The following is an 18,617-nucleotide window of genomic DNA, read 5'->3' as shown; positions in this document are numbered from 1 at the left end:
TCGTCAACGGCATGGGAGCACGTCACAACCAAGACCGGAGTTGTGGCCACGTCCTGACCTAAAGTGTGCGTCCATGCTGGAGACCTCGGCGCGCCTGCTGCGCCTGCTCGCCCTGCTGCAGTCACGCCGCGACTGGCAGGGCAGCGAACTCGCCGACGAACTGCAGATCAGCCCCCGCACCGTGCGCCGCGACGTCGACCGCCTGCGCGAGCTCGGCTACCCCGTCAACGCCACCACCGGATCGTTCGGCGGCTACCGCCTGGGCGCCGGAGCCGAACTCCCGCCACTGCTGCTCGACGACAACGAAGCCGTCGCCGTGGCCGCCGCACTGCGCACCAACGCGGTCACCGGCCTGGAAGAGGTCTCCCTGCGCGCCCTGCTCAAACTCGAACAGGTCCTGCCCTCCCGGCTGCGCCACCGCGTCGCCGCCCTCGAACAGGTCGAGTCCGTCCCACGCGACTCACCGGCCCCCGCCCTCGACCCGGAACTGCTGTCCACCCTCGCCGCCGTCTGCCGCGACAGCGAGACCATCCGCTTCGACTACCACTCCCACGACGGCACCCCGACCCGGCGCCGCGCCGAACCCCACCGCCTCGTCAACTGGGGCCGCCGCTGGTACCTCGTCGCCTGGGACGCCGACAAGCAGGACTGGCGCAGCTTCCGCGTCGACCGCATCGTGCCGCCCCAGCCCCCGTTCGGCCCCCGCTTCCCGCCACGCGACTTCGACGCCACCACCTACGTCGCCTCCCGCGTCAGCCAGGCCGCCTGGCGCTTCCAGGCCCGCGTCCTCGTCCACGCCCCGGCCGACGCCGTCGCCGCCCGCGTCCACGCCGCCATCGGCACCGTCGAAGCCGTGGACTCCGACTCGTGCGTGCTCGTGACCGGCTCGGACTCCGTCGAGACGCTCGCGGTGTGGATCGGCATGCTCGGTTTCGACTTCGAGGTCACCTCGCCACCCGAGCTCGTGGCACACGTTCGCTCTCTTGCGGCCCGCTACGCCCGCGCCGTACAAGACTGAGCATGGCCATCACCGGACGGGACATCGAGCGGCTGCTCTACACCGACACGCCCGACCCGATCCTGGTCGTGCACACCGGATCGACACGGATCGTGGCCGCCGCGGAACTCGGCGGCCACACAGGAGCCGTCGTGGTGTGCTCCCGCACGGAGATCCTGCGACGGGTGGGGGAGCGCGACCTCACCGAGGCGCAACTGGCGGCGATGGCGGCGGCGCTGACCGCGGCCATCCAAGACCCGGCTCAGCAGCAGCCGCTCTGGCCCGCCTGACCACGTCCGGCCGACGTCCAGTTGCCCGCGGTGCGTGCCGTCATCGAGACGGTCCGGCTCCGGCTCGGCGAACTCGCTCGCGATGACCTGGCCCGCGCGAAGAACAGCACCAGGTCATCGCCGTTCGCTCCCGTGGACATGCCCGCCTGGCCGATCACTCCGAGATCCACCCCGAGACCCACGGCAGCATCCGCGCGACCGAGAAACGGATAGCTCATCCGAATGTGTGCTAGCGTCGACCCAACAAACGGATTCACTATCCGGATCGAGGACATCATGGCACGCACAGCACTCGTCACCGCCGCCACCGGAGGCATCGGACTCGAAACCGCCCTCGGACTGACCGACGCCGGATTCGCCGTCACCATCGTCGGACGCAACGCCGAACGAGGAGCCCGCGCCGTCGAGAGGATCAACGCCAGAGCGGGGGAGCCCGCCCGGTTCCTGCAGGCCGACCTCAGCTCACTCGACCAGGTCCGCACCCTCGCCACGCGGATCACCGCCGACGGAGAACTCGACGTACTCGTCAACAACGTCGGCGCCATGTTCGAAGACCACACCGAACTCGACGGCGTCGAAGCCTCGTTCGTCGTCAACCACCTCTCGCCCTACCTGCTCACCGAACTCCTGCTCCCCGTGCTCACCGGCCGCATCGTCAACGTGACATCAGAAGCGGCCATCCTCGCCAAGAAGGTCTTCGACGAGGTCGAACCGCCCGGCGGCTACTACGGCTTCCACTGGTACGGACGCGCCAAGCTCGCGAACCTCGCCTACACCCTCGACCTCGCCCGGCGGCTGCGGGGCAGCGGCGTGTCCGTGTTCGCCGCCGATCCCGGCGGCGCCGCCACCGACATGACCAGCGGCCACTCGCTCAAACCCAAGATCGTCTCACCCGGACTGAGACTGCTCTGGCCACTCGTGCGCCGCACCCTCCACTGGGCCACCTCCGGACCGGCCTCCACCGCCGCGCGCCCGTCGATCGTCGCCGCCACCGACCAGACACTGGCCACCGGCACCGTCATCGGCTCCAAAGCCACACCCGTGAAACCCCACCGCGCCGCGACGAACCCACGCATCGTCAAAGCCGTGCGCGCACTCAGCGAGAAGCACGCCCCGCTCCACCACGTTCCGGATGGCATATCCAATTAAGCTGAAGGCATGACACCGCAGCGAAAGGACGCCGCCCGCAACTGGGAACACATCCTCACCGTCGCCAGAGAACTCGTCGACGAAGGCACCCCGCTGCAACTCAACGACGTCGCCCGCCGCGCAGGACTCGGCGTCGGCACCGTCTACCGGCACTTCCCGACACCCGAAGCACTCCTCGAAACCGTCGCCACACCCTGCCTCGAAACCCTCGCCGACCACGGCCGCACAGCCCTCGACGACGACAACCCCTGGCAGGCCTTCTCCACCTTCGTCACCCGGCTCGTCGAAGGCCAGGTCACCGACCCCGCCCTCGCCAAGGTCTCCGCCACCAGCGACGACGTCCTGCCCCGCACCACCGAACTCAAAAACCAGGTCATGGCCATCGGCGCCCAGCTACTCGCCCGAGCCCGCGACGCCGGCACCGTCCGCTCCGACCTCGCCGACGCAGACCTCGTCCCACTCCTGTGCGGCATCGCCTACGCCACCTACGTCCACAGCGCGACCCCGGCCGACCGCCTCCCCGCCGCACGCCGCTACCTCGACACCCTCCTACGAGGCCTCGCCGCCTGACCGCGGGGGACCAGCCGCCACGAACGCCCGCAGCTCCTCCAGCCCCCGCGCACCACCGTCGGTCAGCATCCACGTCACCCCGGCGTCCTCGTACCCGCGCACGTCCTCGGGTAACTCGGCACCACCCCACAGCACCACATCACCATCAACAGGCCCGCCCGACGCCACGAAGTCCGCCTTCACCCGAGCCGCATCCTCGGGGGAGAGCACCACCAACCCCTCCGCACCGAACGTCGCCGGCACCACCCCAGCCGACCGCCCCGCCGCACGAAACGGCGCCTCCCGCGGCCAGTTCCCACCCACCCAAATCGGCACCTCCACCGGCGCGAACCGCACACCACTCGCCCGGAACACCGGCCCCCGGTGCTCCACCACCCCGCCCGACAACAACGCCGTCACCAACTCCACACCGTCCGACATCGCCTCGGCCCGCGACACCCGCTCGCCGAAGGGGGAGTAGTCCTGCGGCACACCCGCACCCACCCCCAGGACCAGCCGGCCACCCGACAACCGCTGCAACGTCGACGCCTCCGCGGCCACCTTCCACGGACGCCGCCGCCCCAACGACGTCACCAACGGCCCCACCGTGATCCTCGACGTCCGCGCCGCCACCGCACCCAGCGTCACCCACGGATCAGCCACCACCGGCTCCTCCGGCACCACCACGTGATCCCACAGGAAGAACCCGTCCCACCCCGCCTCCTCCGCGGCGACGGCGAGCGACACCAGAACCGACGGATCACCCAGCGACGGACCGAACCCCGGCACATAGATCGCGAATCGCATGCCCCCGAGTGTGACAAGCACCCCCGACAAGATCGTCCACAAGCGCGTGAGCTGGGAAAACAGGGGAGAGGCTCACCAGCCGACTCCCGTCGCGCCGTCGATCTGCTCCCGCAGGATGTCAGCGTGCCCCGCGTGCCGCGACGTCTCCGTCAACACATGCACCAACACGTTGAACAACATCACGTCCGGACGCGGCCACCACGGCACATGACCAGGGGAGTCCACCGCAAGAGCAGAGATCGTCGCATCCGAATGCACCCACACGCGCCGATAACGCGCCACGATCTCCTCACGCGACTCACCCTCGGCCGCCCGCATGTCCGCACCGCGCGCCGCCAAGTCGTCCCACCGGGGCAACGGTTCGGGAAACGGCCGGCCGAACACCTCACCGAAGTACCGCGACTCCGACAACGCCAGGTGCTTCACCAGACCGAGCAGGTTCGTGCCACTCGCGGTGAGCGGACGACGCATCTCGGAATCGGAAAGGCCCCCGAGCTTCCACACCATCACCTCCCGCACCTCGCGCAGATCGCTGTGCAGGTACTCCTTGGCGAAGTCGTCGATCACAAGACCGGAGCCTGCCACGCCGGCGTCGCACACCGCTGTTGATTCCTATCGCCACGGTGACGTAACTCCACATCACCTCCGACCGGGAAGTGACAGCGACGCGGACGCCGGAGTCGCGGACGTCGGCACCAGCAGCAGACAACGAGCCAAGCCGGAGCGCACTCGAAGGGGCAGCACTGCCGGAGCGTGGACGCACACACCAAAGACAGAGGCGAAATCGGCGGCCCGCAGCCTGCCAGGAGAGCGTCCTCAGCGACCCAAATCCACGTTACTTGACATAATGTAGATTATCGGCGAAACGGCGACCTGCGAAGATCGTCCAGAAGGGGCCGAATCCGCCCGTGTTGCGCGTCTGCAAGCGTCAGCCAACGGGCAGGCCGGCTGCTCTTGCAGACGCCACAACATCTGAACCACGGCGATGCCGGAGCGCGGTCGCCACCGACGTGTCGTCAGTGAGACGTACGCGGCGGGGCGCCATTACGCTCGCGATCCCCGACAAGTGACGCCACCCGGTCCAGCGCGTCCCGCCGCCGAGTCAAACCCGGCGAAACGGACATTTCATGCATAATCGCCATTATCCAGCACAGACCAGCATGAGTTGCAGAACCTGCGAACTTATGACGTCGACATGTTGGCGATCGGTCTGCGGTCCGGCGCGGCGGTCGAACTCAACCTCTTACCTGCGGTTCTAGGCCCGATGAGCTGCAGCTCACCAGGCGCGCGAGGCAGATTTCGAGCACTCCCCTCCCCTGGGGTCGTCATGGTGGCATGCATGTGGCGATCTCGACGTCGCGGTGGTCGAACAGGCCGTAGAAGACCAAAGCGCCACGGATCAGCTCTGCCGGACGCCTGCATCCGGTCGGCCAGCGGTACTTCCAGTGTTCAAGCTCGAAGAGGCGTCCGTCAGCGGGGAGGTCGGGTCCGAGGTTCGGATCCCACTCCGTTGGCCAGGTCGCTCCCCACAAGTCCTTCGGGGCGCGAGGTTGCATCGAGCCATTGTGTGCTACCGCTCGCGGCGTCAACTGACGATCGTCTGCAGAGTGGCAGCCAGTTCTCGATCTGGGCTGATGCTCGTGTCAGGCAAGCCGAGGCGGGTCGACGAGTTCGATGCCGATGGCGACCACACCGAGGATTTCGCGTTCGGGCGGGTAGATCTGGCGGATGTTGGCGAGCTGGTCGGCGCGGGTGGCGGTCGGGTTGACCGAGGCGACGGGTTCGTGGTCGAACATCTCCTCGAAGCTGGTGTAGCGGTTGACCTTGGTGACGCGGGTCAGGACGTTGTCGCCCTGGCAGTTGAATCGGATCAGCGAGCCGGGCTTGATGCTGCGGCGGCTGGAGTCGTTGACGCGGATCTCCGTTGTCTTGCGGCCGGTGGCGATCAGGTCGAAGTAGCGCTTGTAGATGCCCATCTCGTGGGCGCGAACGGCGGGTTCGCTAGGACGCAGAGTCATGAGTCGGCCGAGTTCCTTGACGGTGAACGAGCGGAAGAAGTGCTTGGGGTCTTGGAGAAGCTCGCCGACCAGCCACACCAGTGCGTCGACATAGTCGTCGACGGTGCCGGGCCAGGCGGTGGTGTCGAGCATCCATGGCTCGACGTCAGGCGGGAGCGCGGCGCGTCCCTGCTCACGCAGTAGCGATTTCGACAGCTTCGCGCCTGTCGGGGCGAGCACCTGCGGGGTGAACACGCGGATCGGCATCTGCGCGGCCGGCGTGCCCAGCGCGCCAAGTGCGCCGTCGACGAGCTGGCAGCCGAAAGCCCAGTCGCCGCCCTTGAGCATCACGTGCAGCACATCGGTATCGCGGCCGAACGCGCGTTCCTTGACCAGATTCCGGTACAGCGTCGCCAGGTCGAGGTACGGGGCGTCGTCCTCGGGGTCGATGTGGACCTCGTAGTTGCCGTGGTCCATGCAGACCGCTGTAAAGGTGGCGCCGTCCTCATCGAGGTGGGCGAGCCGGGTGCGGTCGGCGCGTTTTTCCGCCCATCCGCAGTCCGGGCACGGCACCCGGATGTGCACCACACCGTGGCTGGGCGCCATCCACCAGCGGATGTCCTCCAGCCGTTCCAACGTGCGCAGGAACTCCGCCCGGAAACCGGGAGTGGCCTGTTGGTCGGTGTAGGTCTCCACCTCGTACGCCGTGCCCGTCGCCTCCGACAGCGAGCGAAAGACCGCCTGGTAGTAGCCCTCGATCAGCTCACCGATCTGGTCCTTGCCCAGGGCGTGGAAGTAGGTTTTCTGGTAGGCGTGGTGGGTTTCCGGGTCAAGGTCGACGGTGTGCGGCGCGTTGTCCAGCGCGCCGCACCGCACCACGGTGTCGATGGAAAACTCCCGTCGGGCGATCTTCGCGAGCAGGAACGCCGCGGTCTGCACCAGGTTCGTCCCCAGGTGCGGGGCGCCGTTGATCTGCGTGCCGACTACGAACTCGATCCGCTTCGGGCGGGCGGCGAGCACGCGGGGCCGGAGTAGGTCGATCGAGCGCAGTAGTGCGTTGGCCAGGATGCTGTTCGGTGAGAGGAGCAGTGCGGGTTTTTCGCTGCGGGACATGAGACTCACGCTCCTCGACTGGGTTTGGGCAGTCGCAGGTTGGCGCAGATGAAGTCCAGCCGGGCGGTTGCCGCGTCGGCGGCGACGAACACCGGTTCGTAGCCGGCGTCGTAGTAGCCCTGCACGATCAGCTCGTGGACGCGGCGGATCTCGCGTTCCTTGGCCCATACGATGTCGTCGGGGTCCTCGAAGGTGTCCAGCGGGTCCAGCACGAAGATCGCGTCGTACCGGTACCGCTTCGTCGCTTCCTCGAGTTCAAGTGTGGGCTTGAGGCCGAAGAAGCCTTCCCAGCCGTAGCCGTCCGGGATCCCCCGGTTGTAGAAGCGGATTCCGTGGACGTGTGCGGTGTACTCGGCGACGAACGCTTCCAGGACCTCCAGCGAGTACTCGCGCCGGTCGTCCTTCTGCAGGTGGCGTCCGAGGCGTTCGCGGTGCTTGCGGTAGATCTCGCGACCCGGCTCGTCGACCATGCACGGGATCCCGGCGGCGTGCACCGCACTGATCAGGTCGTCCTTGCCCGAAGATGGGCCGCCGGTGATGACGTAGCGGCGTGGGTTGCCGGCCGCCGCAGCGGCGAGCGCAGCGGACAGGTTGGGGTTGATGCTGGTCACGGGTTTCCGTTCTCGTTGTCGGGGCGGGGTTCGAGGGATGGTGGAGCGGTGAGGAAGCCTTCTGTCCAGGTGTTGCCAAGGCCGGTCTCGCCGTGCAGATGCGCGACGAACTGCTCACGGCTCGCGCCCCCGGCGGCGGCCTCGGTCATCCGCGAGGCCTGCGCTGCGGTGAGAGCCGGGGCCCATCCGGCCAGTGTCGTCAGGTCGTCGACCGCGAGGTCGGGGGCGAAGGCGGTGGTGTAGCTGATCGCCTCGGCACGGGCGACGGCCCACCGCCACGCGGCGGTCACGGCGGCGCGGATGACGTCGGTCCGGTCAGCCCGCAGGCTGATCAGCCGTTCCACGGCGAGTAGCTCGGCGCGGGCGGCATAGATGGCCGACCACAACAGCGAGAGCTGCTGCTCCTGCTCGGCCACCTCCCACGCGAACGGGTCGGCGATTACCGGCTGACGCGTGGCCGCTGGTGCGAGCCGGGGCGCGATCAGTGGCGAGCGGGTGAACCGATCGGCATCGGCGAGCAACTCGGCCGCTAGCGTCGCCACCAGCTTCGGTTCGATCCGTTTGCGGAAGTGGTGCACCTCGTGACCGGCCTGCTCGGCCGCGAGCTCGCGCCGCACGGTCAGGTTGATTCCCTGTGTGGCTGGCGGCAGGCCGAACAGCGCCCGTGCCGCCGCCGCGTACCGGGCATCGGGGAACCGGGCCAGCAGACCGCGCAATGTCCCATCCAGCGCCGTGGCGCGGCTGGCCTGGTCCGCCGGGTCGACCGTCCGAGCGATCACTCCGCGCAGGTCCAGCAGCACCGGGTCCACGGCCGCCAGGGTGACCGGCAGTCCGCGGCGCAGCAGCTGCCCGACCGCGGCGACTACCTCGTCCTGTGCTGGGCTTTTTCTGGGCATGTAGTGGAGTGAAGCACGATGCCCAGAAAAAGCCCAGCAATTGCCTGCGGTGTGACGCAACGCGAGGCTGCCTGCGGGACGCGCACCCGGCCCGTCTACGCCGACGTCTTGCGGGCCCCGAACTCGTGACGTTGGAATACGTGAGCCCACCGGTAGCGCACGGAATTGTCGGTGGTGTGCGGTACAAGATCCATATGCACGTGCTCGCCGCCCAGGACGCCTTCTTCCTCGCCCGCCGAACCCGCAAGGACTCGCCGCACACGACGGCGGCCTACCGGCGCGATCTGTCCGGCGTGAACACGCTCCTGGCGCAGACCCTCTCCTCCCCCGTCGAGGATCTGGCGATCCAGGACCTCACCGGGGCCAACCTCCGCAACGCTTTCGGGTTGTTCGCGGACACCCACGCCAAGAGCTCCGTGCTGCGGGCCTGGTCGACGTGGAACCAGTTCCTGACGTTCTGCGTGGCGGAGGACCTCATCGCCGGCAACCCGATGGGCGCCGTCGCCCGGCCCAGGACCCCTCCCCTCGTCCCCAAGCCGCTGCGGGGCGAGGACACGCCGGAACAGCTGCTCACGGCCGCCGCAGAGGGTGCGCGGAAGGGTCGTGACCCGTGGCCGGAGCGGGACGTGCTGGTCATCGCGCTGGGCCTGGTCGCGGGCCTGCGCAGTGCGGAGATGCGGACCTTGACGCTCGCGTCGGTCGTCGGGCGGGAGGGCGACCGCAGGTTGCACGTGAAGGGCAAGGGCAGCCGGGACCGGAGTGTGCCGATCGAGCCGCCGATGGAACGGATCGTCGACGCCTACCTGCAGAGCTGCAGGCAGCGGTTCCCACAGGGGCGTTTCGACCGTGACTCGGCGTTGCTGCGGGACCGCCACGGTGAGCCGATCGGGCGGGGTGGTCTGGAGTACCTGGTGAAGTCGTGTTTCCGGTGGGCGGGGCTGAACGACCGGGTGCCGACGGGTGCGAATCTGCACGCGTTGCGGCACACGTTCGCCACGCGCCTGGCGGAGGACGGTGCGAGTGCGAGCGAGATCATGGCGTTGCTCGGGCACGCGAGTCTGGCGACGAGTCAGAACTACATCGAGGCGACGGCGCGGGAGCGCAGGGCCGCGGTGGCGAGTAACAGGACGTACCGGGCGCTCAGGGACATCTAGCGGTGCTCCACCGTCATGGGGCACTCTCGGCTGGTACGCGTGAGCCGGGGGTCGCTCCGTTGCCGGATCGTTAGGCCAGGTGGGTGACCTGATAGTGCGTGAACCGCATCTCAGGGGTACCCAATGAGAATGAGATCCGTGTGGCGTGGGGCCATCTCCTTCGGGTTGGTGACGATCGCCGTGCGCCTCTACACGGCTGTCGAGGAGCACGACTTCCGTTTCAACCAGGTGCACCGGGAGGACGGCGGGCGCATCAAGTACAAGCGCGTCTGTTCGGTGTGCGGTGAAGAGGTCGAGTTTTCGGACATCACCAAGGGCTATGAGCTGGACGACGGCCGGATGGTGATCATGGAGAACGAGGACTTCGAGAAGCTGCCGGTGAAGACCGACAAGTCGATCGACGTCCTGGAGTTCGTGCCGGCGGAGGAGATCGATCCGATCTACTTCCAGAAGACGTATTACCTGGAGCCGGACAAGGCGGCGGCGCGGCCGTACGTGCTTCTGCGGGACGCTTTGGTGAAGACGGGCCAGCTGGCGGTCGTGAAGATCACGATCCGGCAGAAGGAGACGCTGGCGACGATCCGGGCGCGTGATGACGTGCTGGTGATGCACACGATGTTGTGGCCGGACGAGATCCGCAAGGCGGAGTTCGACTTCCTGGATTCCGACGTCGAGGTGCGGCCGCAGGAGTTGAAGATGGCGACGTCGCTGGTGGAGTCGATGGCGGGTGACTTCGATCCGGACACGTTCACCGACGACTACCGGGACGCGCTGGAGAAGGTGATCGCGGCGAAGGCGGAGGGTGCGGAGTTGCCCGAGCAGCCGGAGGCCGAGGAGAAGGGCGATGTCATCGATCTGATGACGGCGCTGGAGCGCAGTGTGGAGAAGGCGAAGTCGGGCCGTAAGGGCGCGAAGAAGGCTCCTGCGAAGAAGAAGGCTTCGTCGGCGTAGATGGCCGGGCTCGACGAGTACCGGCGCAAGCGGGATCCGGCCAGGACGCCGGAGCCCGTTCCGGACGTGGACGCGTTGCCGAGGGGCAACGATGACACGTTCGTGATCCAGGAGCATCACGCGAGCAGTTTGCATTGGGATGTGCGGCTGGAGCGTGGTGGTGTGTTGGTGTCGTGGGCGGTGCCGAAGGGTTTGCCGCCGACGACGGATGTGGTGCGGCTTGCGGTGCACACCGAGGATCATCCGTTGGAGTACGCGGAGTTCTCGGGTGAGATTCCGAAGGGTGAGTACGGCGGCGGCGAGATGTTCATCTGGGACCGCGGCCGCTACGAGACGGTGAAGTGGTCGGACCGCGAGGTCGACGTCGTTCTGCACGGTCAGCGCGTCCAGGGGCAGTTCGTGTTCTTCCGGTCGGGCAAGGACGACAGGAACTGGATGATGAAGCGCCGGCACGCTCCGGCGCTTCCGGACTGGCAGGTGCTGCCCGAGCAGGTGAAGCCGATGCTGGCGGTGCCTGGGCCTCTCCCCCACGACGATGATGATCTGTGGGCGTATGAGTTCAAGTGGGACGGCGTCCGGGCGATCCTGCGGGTGGAGGGTGGCCGGGTGCAGGCGTGGTCGCGGCTGGGGAACGACATCACGGTCGCGTATCCGGAGCTGCAGGGTGTCGGTGAGCAGCTGGGGTCGACGGAGGCGCTGCTCGACGGGGAGATCGTGGCGTTGCAGGGTGGCCGGCCGAGTTTCAGTGCGTTGCAGAACCGGATGCACGTGAGCAAGTCCGATGCGGCGCGCAGGGCGGCGCGGCTGTATCCGGTCACGCTTCTGTTGTTCGATCTGCTGCACCTCGATGGCACTTCGTTGCTCGGGCTGCCGTTTCGGCGACGTCGTGAGTTGTTGCGCGGGCTGGAGTTGAGGGGTCCGAGCTGGCTCACTCCCCCGTCCTTTGACGAGGACGGTGCGGCGGTGCTGGCCGCGAGCCGGGAGCAGGGCCTGGAGGGCGTGGTGGCCAAGCGCCTGGATTCGGTGTACCAGCCGGGGATGCGGTCGCCGGTGTGGCGCAAGATCACGGATCTGATGGCGCAGGAGGTGGTGATCGGCGGCTGGCGGATGGGTGAGGGCAAGCGGTCCGGTGTGGTGGGGGCGTTGTTGCTGGGTATTCCGCAGGATGGCGGGCTGGCGTTCGCGGGGTCGGTGGGCACGGGGTTCAACGATGCGGAGCTGGCGGTGCTGACGCCGCGGTTGAAGGCGTTGGCGCGCCGGTCGTCGCCGTTCGTGACGGAGATGCCGAGGGAGCGGTCGAAGGGCGCGAGGTGGGTGGAGCCGGAGCTGGTGGCGGAGGTGGTGTTCCGGCAGTGGACGCCGGATGGGCGGATGCGGTTTCCGGCGTGGCGGGGGTTGCGTCCGGACAAGGCGCCGGAGGAGGTGCGTCGGGTTGAGCAGTGACGCCACGGTGCGCGTGGAGGATCGCGTGCTGAAGCTGACGAACCTGGAGAAGGTGTTGTATCCGGAGTTCGGGTTCACCAAGGGTGAGGTGATCGACTACTACACGCGGATCGCGCCGGTGCTGTTGCCTCATCTGAAGGACCGTCCGGTGACGTTGAAGCGGTATCCGAACGGGGTGGACGGGAAGTGGTTCTTCGAGAAGAACGCGTCGGAGCATCGTCCGGAGTGGGTGCGGACGGTGCGGTTGGAGTCGCCGGGTAGTTCGAGGGGCAACGAGACGGTCAACTACGTGATGGTGGACGAGTTGGCGACGGTGGTGTGGCTGGCGAATCTGGCGGCGTTGGAGTTGCACGTTCCGCAGTGGACGGTGGGGCCGCGTGGGGGTAAGCGGGATCCTGATCTGCTGGTGTTCGATCTGGATCCGGGTGCGCCGGCGACGGTCGTGGAGTGTTGCCGGGTGGCTGAGCGGGTGCGGGTGGTGCTGGATGACGACGGTGTGGATTCGTGGGTGAAGACGTCGGGGAACAAGGGCATGCAGGTGTACGCGTATGCGCCGGCGAAGGACACGTCGGAGTATGCGAAGGCGGTGGCGCAGCGGCTGGCGAGGGAGATGCCGGAGCTGGTGGTGGCGACGATGGCGAAGGCGCAGCGCACCGGGAAGGTGTTCATCGACTGGTCGCAGAACAATCCGGCGAAGACGACGGTGGCGCCGTACTCGTTGCGGGCGCGGGAGCGGCCGACGGTGTCGACGCCGGTGACGTGGGACGAGGTCGAGGAGTGCGAGGTCGTGGAGGATCTGGTGTTCACGGCGGATGAGGTTTTGGAGCGGGTGGGTTCGGTGGGTGAGCTGTTCGGGGGTTGATCTTCTGTTCGGCGGCCTGGGGGTCGTGCTGTGAACGTCGAGCTCGTCGGCTATGACTCTGCCTGGCCTGGCCGCTATGAACGGGAACGCGAGCGGATTCTGACGGCGTTGCCGGGTGCGGAGCTGGAGCATGTGGGGTCGACGGCGGTGCCGGGGCTGTGCGCGCGGCCGTTGGTCGACGTGATGCTGGTGGTCGGGGATCCCCGCGACGAGGTGTCGTACGTGCCCGCCTTGGAGGCGGTGGGGTATCGGGTGGTGGTGCGGGAGGACGACTGGCACGGGTACCGGATCCTCACGGGGCCGGGCGTCGAGTTGCACGTGTTCGGGCGTGGGTGTGCTCAGGTGCGGCGGCATGTGGTGTTGCGGGACTGGTTGCGCGGCAACGATGCCGATCGGGAGTTGTACGCGTCGGCCAAGCGGGGGCTGGCGGCGCGGGAGTGGGACCGGGTGCAGGACTACGTGGACGCGAAGTCCGAGGTCGTGCTGGAGATCCTCGAACGCGCCTATGTGGCGTGGCGGGCGGATCCGGGCGTGGTGGAGTTCGTGACGGAGGACCCGCCGCACGACGCCCCGGTCGTGCTGGCGGAGTACGACTCGGCATGGCCGCGGTGGTACGCGGCTGAGGAGGCGAAGATCCGGTCCGCTCTGGGCGGCGGGATCGTGCTGCTGGAGCACTGCGGGTCGACGTCGGTGCCGGGGCTGGCGGCGAAGCCGTTGATCGACATTCTGCTGGTGGTGCCGGATTCGCGTGATGAGGACGCCTATGTGCCGGCGTTGGTGCGGGCGGGCTACTACCTGCGGTTGCGTGAGCCGGGGTGGCATGAGCACCGGTTGCTCAAGGGCACGGTGCCGAACGTGAACCTGCACGTCTTCTCCCCTGGGTGTGAGGAGGTCGACCGGATGCTGGTGTTCCGCGATCGGCTGCGCACGCATCCGCGGGACCGGGAGGAGTACGAGCGGGTCAAGCGGGCGTTGGCGGGCCGGACGTGGCGCCGGGTGCAGGACTACGCGGACGAGAAGACCCGTGTGGTGGAGCGGATCATCCTGCGGGCGCTGGGCCGAAGCGGCGGCGGTACTGCGACGGGGTGAGGCCGGTCTGACGGCGGAGGAGGGCGCGGAGGTTGGCGGCGGTGCCGAGTCCGGTGCGGCGGGCGACGACGTCGAAGCGCTGCTCCCCCAGTTCGATGAGCCGGCAGGCGAGGGTGACGCGTTCGCCGGTGAGCCATGCGAGTGGGGTGGTGCCGAGTTGTGCCTGGAAGCGGCGGTGCATCGTGGCCGGGCTGACGGCGGCGCGGGTGGCGAGGTCGCTGACGGTGAGCGGGGTGTCGAGGTGGCGCTGGGCCCAGGCGAGGACGGGGCCCAGTGACTCGTCGGGCAGGTCGGGTACGGGGCGTTCGACGAACTGGCGCTGGCCGCCGTCGCGGTGGGCGGCGAAGACGAGGCGGCGGCTGACGGAGTTGGCGATCTCGGCGCCGTGGTCGCGGCGGACGAGGTGCAGGCCGAGGTCGAGGGCGGCGGCGCTGCCGGCGGAGGTGAGGATGTCGCCGTCGTCGACGAACAGGACGTCGGTTTCGAGCCGTACGCGGGGGAAGCGGGTGCGGAAGTCGTCGGCCCACTGCCAGTGGGCGGTGGCGCGGCGGCCGTCGAGGACTCCGGCTTCGGCGAGGGTGAAGGCGCCGCTGCAGAAGCCGACGAGGCGTGCTCCGCGGGTGTGGGCGCGGCGGATGGCGTCGAGGACGGCCGGGTGGCGGGGTGCGGCGATGTTGGGCCGGTTGGGGACGATGAGGGTGTCGGCGGTGTCGGCGGCGTGCAGGCCGGTGACGCCGGTGAGGGTGAAGAAGCCGTCGCGCATCGGTGTGCGGGGTTCGGGGGCGCAGAGGCGGAAGTCGTAGAGGTGGCCGCCGATCTCGGGGCGGTGCAGGCCGAAGATCTCGGTGGCGCAGCCGAGTTCGAAGGGGTTGGAGTTCTCGTCGACGATCACGACGACGCGGTGCGAGGATTCTTGCGGCATGTGCGATTCCTAGCACTCACGGTGGTCGTGTGTCAGCGGCGAGGCTGGACGGCGTGACCAACGAACCCATTGCCCTGGACCACGCCCTGGCCTCGTTCGACGCCGTGTGGAGCCCTCGGATCGTCACCCGCGTCAACGACTACGACGTGCGTGTTGCCAAAGTGCGGGGTGAGCACGTGTGGCATGTGCATGACGACACCGACGAGTTCTTCCTCGTGCTCGACGGCGAACTGCACATCGCGCTGCGTGAAGCCTCAGGTGAACGCACGGTCGTGCTGGTGAAGGGCGCGGTGTTCACGGTGCCGCGTGGCACGTTCCACAAGCCGTCAGCCCCGCACGGTGCGCAGATCCTGATGTTCGAGCCCACCGGAACGCCGACCGTCGGCGACCGGCACGACGAGGTTCCGGCCCACGTGGACGCGACGACCGGGCACGCGCTGGCCTGACGGTGAGGGAGCGTGGCCGTTCCTGCTTCGCCGCTGCACTGACTCGGGAAGAATCGGGCCCTGTGAGGTTCGGGGTGCTCGGTCCGGTGCTGGTCGACGGTGTGGAGGTCGCGGCGCCTCGTCAGCGTGCGCTGCTGGCGAGGCTGGTGCTGGACGCCGGGCGGATCGTGGGGCACGAGCAGTTGATCGGCGGCCTGTACGCCGAGCCGCCCTCGGGTGCGGCCAACGCGTTGCAGTCGCAGGTGTCGAGGCTGCGGCGGACGGTGCCGGGGCTGGTGGTCGAGCACCATCCGGCCGGGTACCGGCTGGTGGCCGACCCGTCCGACATCGACGCGCACCGGTGTGAGGAGCTGCTCGCCGCGGGGCGGGCCGCGGAGGCGCTGGCGTTGTGGCGCGGGCCGGCCCTGGCCGACGTGGACGCGCCGTTCGTGCCGGCCGCGCGGCATCGGCTGACCGAGGTGCTCATCGGCTGTGCGCTGTCGGGCGGGACCACGGCGCGGTTGCGGGAGCTGGTGTCGGAGCACCCGTTGCGGGAGGACCTGCGGGCGGCGCTGATCCGCGCGCTGCACCGCGACGGCCGTCAGACCGAGGCGCTGGAGGTGTTCGAGCGGGGCCGGGAGCTGCTGGCCGAGGAGCTCGGTGTCGACCCCTCCCCCGTGCTGGCCGCCGCGCACCTGGAGGTGTTGCGGGCCGAGGCGCCGCATCGGGGTGTGCCGGCGCAGCTCACGAGCTTCGTCGGGCGTGACGAGGACCTGCGGCGCGTCACCAAGTGGCTGCAGGAGAACCGGCTGGTGACGCTCATCGGTCCCGGTGGTACCGGCAAGACGCGGCTCGCGGTCGAGGTCGCGCATCGGGAACCGGGTGAGGTGGCGTTCGTCGACCTGAGTGCCACCACTGACGTCGCCCGTGCGCTGCTCGACGGCGTCGGTGTGCGGGAGGCCGGGCTGCTGTCGGCGGGATCGGTCAGCGTCGAGGACCGGTTGCGGGCCGCGCTGGCCGCGCGCGCCATCGTGCTGGTCGTGGACAACTGCGAGCACGTCGTCGACGACGCCGCCCGCGTGCTGGGCGGCGTTCTGAGCGCGTGCCCGGACGTGCGGGTGCTCGCGACCAGCCGGGAACCGCTCGGCATCACCGGGGAGACCCTCAGCCCGGTGACGGCGCTGGACGACGAGGCCGCCACGCGCCTGTTCCTGGACCGGGCCCAGGCGGTCAGGCCGGGTTTCACCGCCGACCACGGCGTCATCGCCGAGGTGTGCCGGCGGCTGGACGGCATCGCGCTCGCCGTCGAGCTGGCCGCCGCACGCGTCCGGTCACTGCCGCTGGGCGAGATCGCGGCCCGGCTCGACGACCGGTTCCGGTTGCTGTCCAGGGGCAGCCGCACCGCCGCGCCCCGTCACCGCACGCTGCACGCCGTCGTCGAGTGGAGCTGGGACCTGCTCACCGACGCCGAACGTGACCTCGCCGCCCGCTTCACCGTCTTCTCCGGCGGCGCGGACCTGGCCGCGGTCACGACCGTGTGCGAGTCCGATGTGGACACCCTGACCTCGTTGGTGGACAAGTCGCTCGTCGAGGTCGTCGGCGAGCGCTACCGGATGCTCGACACCATCCGCGCGTTCTGTGCCACCCACGCGCCGGAGCTGGGTGAACGGCACGCCCGCTGGTTCCTTGATCGCGCGCGCGAAGCGGAACCGCATCTGCGCGCCCACGAGCAGGTCGCCTGGCTCGCCCGGCTGGCCGCCGACCACGACAACCTCGTCGCCGCCGTCACCTGGGCCACCGCCCACGACCTGGGGCTCGCGCTGGAACTCGTCGCGGCGCTGGCGACCTACTACTGGTGCCGCGGCCTGCGCACGGAAGCCGCCCAGCTGGCCGACGCCGTGCTGCACGCGTGCGGCGAGACCCCGCCGTCAGGCAGGGAGCAGGAGTACGCGCTGTGCCTGCTGCTCGCGTGGCCGGTCGCGACCGGCGACCAGAGCGCCCGCATCCGGCAGGCCGACGTCCTGCTCACCGCGCTCGACGCCCCGCCGCACTACCCGATCATGACCATGATGTGGGGCATGGCGCTGGGAGCGCCGGAGAACGACTCGCAGGTGTGGCAGCGCCGCACCCGGCTGCTGGGCGGCGACCCGTGGAGCGCGGCACTCGCCCTGATCGGCGACGGTCTCGTGGCCCGCATGGGCGACGACCCGGCGACCGCCCGGGAGCTGCTGCTGCGGGGTGCGGCGGCGTTCACGAACGTCGGTGACCGCTGGGGTGCCGCGCTCGCGTTCAACCAGCTCGGCGAGATCGCCCTGAGCGTCGGTGACGCCACGAGCGCCCTGGCGCACATCGAACGGGCTCGCGGCCTGCTCACCGAGCTCGGCGCCACCGAGGACACCGCCGAAGCGGTCAGCGGACGAGCCCAGGCGAGGGTCGTCGCGGGAGATTTCGACGGGGCCAGGGCGGACTTCGCTCTCGCGCTCACCCTGGCCCGCCGCGCCGGGGCGCCCCTGGTCCAGGCGGGTGCTCATTTCGGCCTCGCCGAGCTCGCCCGCGTCACCGGCGAGTACGCGACCGCCCGCGCGGAGTGCGACCGGGCGTGGGAGCTGTGTCCGGTCGGCTGGTACGGGCCGAACGAGATGCGGTGCCACATCGCGCTGCAACGAGGCCGGATCGCGCATGCCGAGGGCGATTTCGACGGGGCCCGGCGGCACCTGCACGAGGCATTGCGGCGGGCGCGGGCGCAGCGCAACCGGGTAACCGAGACCGCCGTGCGCGCGGAGCTCGCCGTCCTGCCCGTGACCTGATCCGCCGCCACCACAACCACACGGGCAGCCGGTGGTGGGCGATGAACGTCCACAGGTCGGCCTCGGCGGTGTCGTCGGGATGGCGGCGCAGCACCTCCAGGCACTCCCGTGACACCACCCCGTGGATGCGCGCCACGTGTGCCAGCGCCGTGGCGCCCTGCCGGCGTACCTCGAGGCGGTTGTGGTCCAGCGCGCGGGCCACGCGCGGCAGCACGACCAGCGGGTCGGGGTGGGACAGGGCCAGGCCGATGACGGCCACGCCGACCATGTCCTCGCCGCGGCCGAACGCCGCGTCGACGTCCTCGGGCCGCCCGGTGCCCATCACCGCCGCGCAGTTGTGCCAGTCCATGCCCTCGCCGCGCATGGCCCGGTCCAGCAGGAACCGCTGCCTGCCGTCGGACCGCTCGCCCGTGCGTTCCCAGTCCGCGGCCAGGTAGCGCCAGACGGCGGCGGTGTCGGCGCGGGAGGTCGAGGCCAGGATCCGGCACAGCGCCAGCACGTGCCCAGGTTCGGTGGCCTCGGCGAGCTCGCCCAGGACTCCGGGCGGGCAGCCCA

General features: G+C 69.3%; 18 protein-coding genes. 11 read left to right on the top strand and 7 right to left on the bottom strand.

Features of this window, described 5'->3' with window-relative positions; translation table 11 throughout:
* The first annotated feature begins 73 nt into the window (after positions 1–73).
* On the top strand, positions 74–1,018 hold the full coding sequence (locus ACRSBM_RS18025) for a helix-turn-helix transcriptional regulator (protein WP_434444663.1): 945 nt from the start codon (positions 74–76) through the stop codon (positions 1,016–1,018).
* Positions 1,019–1,020: 2 nt separating this feature from the next.
* The gene (locus ACRSBM_RS18020; protein WP_434444661.1) at positions 1,021–1,287 is read left to right on the top strand and encodes a hypothetical protein; all 267 of its coding nucleotides are present in this window, start codon (positions 1,021–1,023) and stop codon (positions 1,285–1,287) included.
* Here the strand turns inward: ACRSBM_RS18020 and ACRSBM_RS18015 are convergent.
* Positions 1,260–1,505, bottom strand: coding sequence for a hypothetical protein (locus ACRSBM_RS18015; protein ID WP_434444659.1), 246 nt, complete (start codon positions 1,503–1,505; stop codon positions 1,260–1,262). The genes ACRSBM_RS18020 and ACRSBM_RS18015 overlap by 28 nt on opposite strands.
* Before the next feature lie 58 nt (positions 1,506–1,563).
* On the opposite strand from ACRSBM_RS18015, the gene ACRSBM_RS18010 reads away from it, so the two are divergent.
* Both ACRSBM_RS18010 and ACRSBM_RS18005 read left to right on the top strand, forming a co-directional pair.
* Positions 1,564–2,436: an SDR family NAD(P)-dependent oxidoreductase gene (locus ACRSBM_RS18010; protein WP_434444657.1), complete on the top strand. Its 873-nt coding sequence runs from the start codon at positions 1,564–1,566 to the stop codon at positions 2,434–2,436.
* Between the two features lie 9 nt (positions 2,437–2,445).
* On the top strand, positions 2,446–3,006 hold the full coding sequence (locus tag ACRSBM_RS18005) for a TetR/AcrR family transcriptional regulator (RefSeq protein ID WP_434444655.1): 561 nt from the start codon (positions 2,446–2,448) through the stop codon (positions 3,004–3,006).
* Here the strand turns inward: ACRSBM_RS18005 and ACRSBM_RS18000 are convergent.
* The 5 genes from ACRSBM_RS18000 to ACRSBM_RS17980 all read right to left on the bottom strand — a co-directional run bounded on the left by ACRSBM_RS18000 (position 2,986) and on the right by ACRSBM_RS17980 (position 8,409).
* Positions 2,986–3,792: an LLM class flavin-dependent oxidoreductase gene (locus tag ACRSBM_RS18000; protein ID WP_434444653.1), complete on the bottom strand. Its 807-nt coding sequence runs from the start codon at positions 3,790–3,792 to the stop codon at positions 2,986–2,988. The genes ACRSBM_RS18005 and ACRSBM_RS18000 overlap by 21 nt on opposite strands.
* A gap of 72 nt (positions 3,793–3,864) precedes the next feature.
* Entirely contained in the window at positions 3,865–4,359 is a 495-nt protein-coding gene (locus tag ACRSBM_RS17995; RefSeq protein ID WP_434444651.1) for a DinB family protein, read from the bottom strand.
* A gap of 1,076 nt (positions 4,360–5,435) precedes the next feature.
* Complete coding sequence (locus ACRSBM_RS17990; RefSeq protein WP_434444649.1) at positions 5,436–6,902, bottom strand: ASCH domain-containing protein; 1,467 nt, start codon at positions 6,900–6,902, stop codon at positions 5,436–5,438.
* A 5-nt stretch (positions 6,903–6,907) separates the two neighbouring features.
* Entirely contained in the window at positions 6,908–7,513 is a 606-nt protein-coding gene (locus ACRSBM_RS17985; RefSeq protein WP_434444647.1) for an AAA family ATPase, read from the bottom strand.
* Complete coding sequence (locus ACRSBM_RS17980; protein ID WP_434444645.1) at positions 7,510–8,409, bottom strand: hypothetical protein; 900 nt, start codon at positions 8,407–8,409, stop codon at positions 7,510–7,512. The genes ACRSBM_RS17985 and ACRSBM_RS17980 overlap by 4 nt, the downstream gene beginning before the upstream one ends.
* A 176-nt stretch (positions 8,410–8,585) precedes the next feature.
* On the opposite strand from ACRSBM_RS17980, the gene ACRSBM_RS17975 reads away from it, so the two are divergent.
* The 5 genes from ACRSBM_RS17975 to ACRSBM_RS17955 all read left to right on the top strand — a co-directional run bounded on the left by ACRSBM_RS17975 (position 8,586) and on the right by ACRSBM_RS17955 (position 13,908).
* Entirely contained in the window at positions 8,586–9,563 is a 978-nt protein-coding gene (locus tag ACRSBM_RS17975) for a tyrosine-type recombinase/integrase (RefSeq protein ID WP_434453104.1), read from the top strand.
* Positions 9,564–9,692: 129 nt separating this feature from the next.
* The gene (locus tag ACRSBM_RS17970) at positions 9,693–10,514 is read left to right on the top strand and encodes a Ku protein (protein ID WP_434444643.1); all 822 of its coding nucleotides are present in this window, start codon (positions 9,693–9,695) and stop codon (positions 10,512–10,514) included.
* Positions 10,515–11,957 carry a non-homologous end-joining DNA ligase gene (gene ligD, locus ACRSBM_RS17965; protein ID WP_434444642.1) on the top strand — a complete coding sequence of 481 codons (1,443 nt, stop codon included), beginning with the start codon at positions 10,515–10,517 and terminating at the stop codon, positions 11,955–11,957.
* The gene (ligD, locus tag ACRSBM_RS17960; RefSeq protein ID WP_434444640.1) at positions 11,947–12,819 is read left to right on the top strand and encodes a non-homologous end-joining DNA ligase; all 873 of its coding nucleotides are present in this window, start codon (positions 11,947–11,949) and stop codon (positions 12,817–12,819) included. The genes ligD (ACRSBM_RS17965) and ligD (ACRSBM_RS17960) overlap by 11 nt, the downstream gene beginning before the upstream one ends.
* Positions 12,820–12,849: 30 nt before the next feature.
* A complete protein-coding gene (locus ACRSBM_RS17955) occupies positions 12,850–13,908 on the top strand; it encodes a GrpB family protein (RefSeq protein ID WP_434444639.1) in 1,059 nt (352 codons plus the stop codon).
* On the opposite strand, the gene ACRSBM_RS17950 is transcribed toward ACRSBM_RS17955, so the two are convergent.
* Positions 13,859–14,830: a GlxA family transcriptional regulator gene (locus tag ACRSBM_RS17950; RefSeq protein ID WP_434444637.1), complete on the bottom strand. Its 972-nt coding sequence runs from the start codon at positions 14,828–14,830 to the stop codon at positions 13,859–13,861. The genes ACRSBM_RS17955 and ACRSBM_RS17950 overlap by 50 nt on opposite strands.
* Before the next feature lie 53 nt (positions 14,831–14,883).
* On the opposite strand from ACRSBM_RS17950, the gene ACRSBM_RS17945 reads away from it, so the two are divergent.
* Together ACRSBM_RS17945 and ACRSBM_RS17940 are read left to right on the top strand one after the other, a co-directional pair.
* On the top strand, positions 14,884–15,276 hold the full coding sequence (locus ACRSBM_RS17945; protein ID WP_434444635.1) for a cupin domain-containing protein: 393 nt from the start codon (positions 14,884–14,886) through the stop codon (positions 15,274–15,276).
* Positions 15,277–15,338: 62 nt separating this feature from the next.
* The gene (locus ACRSBM_RS17940) at positions 15,339–18,062 is read left to right on the top strand and encodes a BTAD domain-containing putative transcriptional regulator (RefSeq protein WP_434444634.1); all 2,724 of its coding nucleotides are present in this window, start codon (positions 15,339–15,341) and stop codon (positions 18,060–18,062) included.
* Positions 18,063–18,617: the final 555 nt, after the last annotated feature.

Source organism: Lentzea xerophila (assembly GCF_051094245.1).
GTDB lineage: Bacteria > Actinomycetota > Actinomycetes > Mycobacteriales > Pseudonocardiaceae > Lentzea > Lentzea xerophila.
Note: the sequence above shows the minus strand (reverse complement) of the source record. Positions and strands in the feature narration are given on the sequence as shown.